This window comes from Coprococcus intestinihominis, from assembly GCF_040096555.1.
GTDB lineage: Bacteria > Bacillota > Clostridia > Lachnospirales > Lachnospiraceae > Coprococcus_A > Coprococcus_A intestinihominis.
Genome location: NZ_JBBMEK010000293.1, coordinates 1 through 3,909, shown reverse-complemented (window position 1 = coordinate 3,909; position 3,909 = coordinate 1). Strand labels below are relative to the sequence as shown.

Genomic DNA, 3,909 nt, shown 5'->3' with positions numbered 1-3,909 from the left:
GCTGACGATAAGAGGGGATGGTATTGACACCGAAAATCATTTGCCATGCCCCTTTTTCATTGTGCATAGAGGCGTTTTCATACATTTCATCGGTCAAATCCGGATGGTCGGTAACAAAGCCATCTACAAAGGCAATGAGTTTGTCTGCATCAAACATCAGCCAGAAATGATCGCCGTAAAATTTGATCCGTTCTGCAAATTCTTCTTTGGTTGCGGCTTCTGCTGCAGGAAAACATTCTGCTTCGACAGCAGCGACCGCTTCAAGATCATTGATGGTGGCTGTTCTTATCTCCCTATGATGCCATAGATTAATTGATTCGATGTCTGCTTTTTTAAATTCATCTTTTAAATTTTTTTCATTGTCCATGTGAACCCCACCTGCATTAAAATTTTGGGGGATTATATCATAAATTAAAATATTTGTCAATCAAAACATGTGAAGGATATTCGGGCCAGCGTGGATGTATTGATACATGAAAATATACAGCTGCTTCTTTTTGTGATATAGTGTTGATAGAAACAACTGTACTTGGAGGTATACGATGATTTTTTGTTTTTCAGGAACCGGCAACAGCCGATATATTGCACAGCGGATTGCAGAGGCGTTGCAGAAAACAGTGATAGATTTAAATGCCAGAATTAAAGATAACGATACGACAACAGTGGATACCGGCAGTGATGTCATCATGGTGACACCGACTTATGCATGGCGTATTCCCAAAATTGTTTCGGAATGGATGGCGAAAACAAAATGGACAGGTGCGAAGCGTATCTGGTTTGTGATGGATTGTGGCAGTGAAATTGGTAATGCAGCAAAGTATAATCGCAGCCTGGCAGAACAAAAACAGCTTCACTATATGGGAACAGCACAGATTATTATGCCGGAGAATTATATCGCCATGTTCAATGCACCTCAGGTGGATGAGGCACAGCAGATTACGGCAAAAGCGGAACCTGATATTCAGGCAGCAATCAAATGTATTCAGAAGAAGCAGGAATTTCCTGTACCGAGGAATAATTTGTATGACCGTTTGATGAGTGGACCGGTGAACCCGATTTTTTATAAAATGATTGTAAAGGCGGATGACTTTAAAGCAAGTGAAGCCTGTACTGGATGCGGATTGTGTGTTAGAAAATGTCCGATGAACAATATTCAACTTCGGGAGAAAAAGCCGGTGTGGGGCAAAAACTGTACCCATTGTATGGCCTGTATCTGCTATTGTCCGACGGAAGCCATTGAGTATGGTAAAAAGAGCGTTGGCAGACCGAGGTATCAATTTGAAAAGCTGACAGGGGTGAAGTGATGGAGATAAAACTGCATTATCAGGAAAAAGGGGAAGGCGAACCGATGATTCTTCTGCATGGAAACGGGGAGGATGGTTCTTATTTTGCACATCAAATGGACTATTTCAGCAGGAATTATCGTGTGATTGTGGTGGATACAAGAGGGCATGGACAATCACCCAGAGGCACTGCGCCATTTACCATTGCTCAGTTTGCAGAGGATTTGCATGATTTTATGGATGAGCTTGACATTTCAAAGGCAGTGATTCTTGGCTTTTCAGATGGGGCCAATATTGCCATGAAGTTCGTTCTTAAATATCCTGAAAGGATAAAGGCTCTGATATTAAACGGAGGCAATCTGAACCCGAAAGGTGTAAAGCCTATCACGCAGATCCCGATTGAGATTGGTTACAGAATAGTCTCGAAATTCGCTTCAAAATCAGCTGGGGCGAGGAAAAATGTGGAAATGTTGGGATTGATGGTGAATGATCCGAATATTGAGGCAGAAGAATTGTCCAAGATCACGGTTCCGACCCTTGTTATTTCCGGAACGAAGGATATGATTAAGGAATCTCACACAAAGGAGATTGCCAAAGCGCTGCCAAATGCAAAGCTGGCTATTATAGAGGGCAGTCATTTTATAGCCAGTGAGAATCCGAAGGTATTTAACCGGGTGGTGGAGCAGTGGCTATCGCGGGTGCAGCATGAAAGATGAAAAGGAAGCAAAAAAAGTTGGCCTTGGAAAAATATCGCAATGAAAAGAAAAGATATTGTCAAAAGGTGGAATTGCTTATATTACAAAATGAATTTAAGGTGGGGTAATAATGTTTATACAACCGGACCATACATACAGAGATATTCAGGAAAAATCCTTCCAGCAGTGGCTGGATGAAATGGAGCAGCATGAGGATTTGGCTGTCAGCGGCGGCGTCAAACTGGCCAGAGAATATGTACAGTATCTGAAAGATGAGATAAAGCGTCAGGAAGAATCCAATCAGCTGAAAATAGACTATATGAAAAAACTGAAAAACGGCAGATAACGATAGGGCAACAGACTAAACATCAGGAAGCAGAAGAGAGATGTTTAGTCTGTTTTTTTGTGTAGCGAGAGTTAGAGTTGTAAGTTGACAACTATATCGCACTGCGATACAAAGACTATTTGTTTTCGGCTCAATATTTTTAGTTTAATTCGGCGATTCGCGATACCCCCACATAGATTTGGCTGATCTTATACCATGTGGCATAATCCGTCACCCCGGTCTGAGGAAGATTGAAGATCTTCTGGAATGTCCGTACAGCCTCTGCGGTCTGATTGCCATAGATGCCGTCTGCCGCTATTTTCGGAATAGCCGGATAATTATCGGAGATACGGTTTAATTGCTCCTGCATCTGCTGGACCTTTTGGCCGGAACTGCCGATGGTGAGATCGTAACCCGGCCAGGAGCTTGGAATGCCGCTGATCTGTTCTGCAGAGTTAATATAGATATCATCCCCATAGTAATAGCGCAGAATCTCAATGGGTGAATAACCCTGTTCGCCCAGATCCTTAGAGCCCCACTGGCTCATCCAGTTTGGGCAGGAGACTCGGCGACCGTCACAGTACTGGGTGAGAATCGGCTGCAGGACACCCGGACGGGAGAGATAGTTGGAGAAAATCATATCCACTGTTTCGGATATGTTTTCAAAAATATTTCTTCCATAGACAAAGAAATGGTCGTAGGCAGTGGAGTTGGTGATAGTAAAATCATAACCCTTATTGCGATACCATTCAGTGAACACTCTGTTGAGGGTGAAGGAGATAATGGCCAGACAGTTGGCGATAATGGAGGATTCCGGCCAGGTGGCGTAGATTTCACTGGAAGCGACGTTTTTGATATATTCTTTAAATGGAATATAATAATTGGCAGCTCTGGTATCTGTAGGCGGTCCGTCGTGGACGATGATGGTTTCGGGAATGACAACACGGCTTAGTACGACTTCACCGGATTCAGAGACATCTTTGATTTCCGCTTCTGCGATTTTAGGCGGGAAATCACCGTATAGGGTATGAGGCGGTACAACGATTGGAGAAGCTTCGATGTTGGCCAGCGGCATAAGTCGGGCGCTCTGAAGGGCAGTAACGTTGGCTAGTATCTGCGCACCGCTGATTGTCAGATTGGAATAACCTTCAGCCTGAACGGTGAAATTATACTCTGAATAGGGTTGGGCACTGCTGCTCTCCAGACTGTAAGAAACAGGAGGGGCAGGCAATTCAATGGTGGGTGTTTCACCGGAATTATCTGTTCTCAGTTCCTCAATAACATTGTCTGGATTTCCGGTATCTGTAACCTGAATCACGGCATTTTCGATGGGAGTATAATCATTGCGACCTGTGACGGCAAGCTGCAGGCGACCGTAGGAAGCGGCGGATACCTGAGCCGGCATAACAGGAACTGGGGATGAAGCCATGGGTGTAAACCTCAATAGGGAATTGATTTATTATATGCATATTTGACGAAAAGATGACGGAGAAAGCATGCATTATGTGAAAAATTATGCATACAAAAATTTTCAGATAATCATATAATTATTTAGGTTGAATTTGCTTTTAATCTATGGTATACTTCATGCAGTTTAAAATTCAGT

General features: G+C 43.3%; 5 protein-coding genes. 3 read left to right on the top strand and 2 right to left on the bottom strand.

The window, feature by feature from the left end; translation table 11 throughout:
- Positions 1–367, bottom strand: a 367-nt coding sequence (locus WMO25_RS15905; protein WP_349086138.1) for a GNAT family N-acetyltransferase, incomplete at its 3' end; no start/stop codon positions are given.
- A 175-nt stretch (positions 368–542) separates the two neighbouring features.
- Here WMO25_RS15905 and WMO25_RS15900 point away from each other — a divergent pair.
- The 3 genes from WMO25_RS15900 (at position 543) to WMO25_RS15890 (ending at position 2,324) form a co-directional block, all read left to right on the top strand.
- Complete coding sequence (locus WMO25_RS15900) at positions 543–1,304, top strand: EFR1 family ferrodoxin (protein ID WP_349086137.1); 762 nt, start codon at positions 543–545, stop codon at positions 1,302–1,304.
- Positions 1,304–1,999, top strand: a complete 696-nt coding sequence (locus WMO25_RS15895) for an alpha/beta fold hydrolase (RefSeq protein ID WP_349086136.1) — start codon at positions 1,304–1,306, stop codon at positions 1,997–1,999. Before WMO25_RS15900 ends, WMO25_RS15895 begins: the two co-directional genes overlap by 1 nt.
- A 109-nt stretch (positions 2,000–2,108) precedes the next feature.
- Positions 2,109–2,324, top strand: coding sequence for a hypothetical protein (locus tag WMO25_RS15890; protein ID WP_215633229.1), 216 nt, complete (start codon positions 2,109–2,111; stop codon positions 2,322–2,324).
- 139 nt (positions 2,325–2,463) lie between these two features.
- Here the strand turns inward: WMO25_RS15890 and WMO25_RS15885 are convergent, their stop codons facing one another.
- Positions 2,464–3,708 carry a peptidoglycan-binding domain-containing protein gene (locus WMO25_RS15885; RefSeq protein ID WP_435384320.1) on the bottom strand — a complete coding sequence of 415 codons (1,245 nt, stop codon included), beginning with the start codon at positions 3,706–3,708 and terminating at the stop codon, positions 2,464–2,466.
- Between the last annotated feature and the right edge of the window lie 201 nt (positions 3,709–3,909).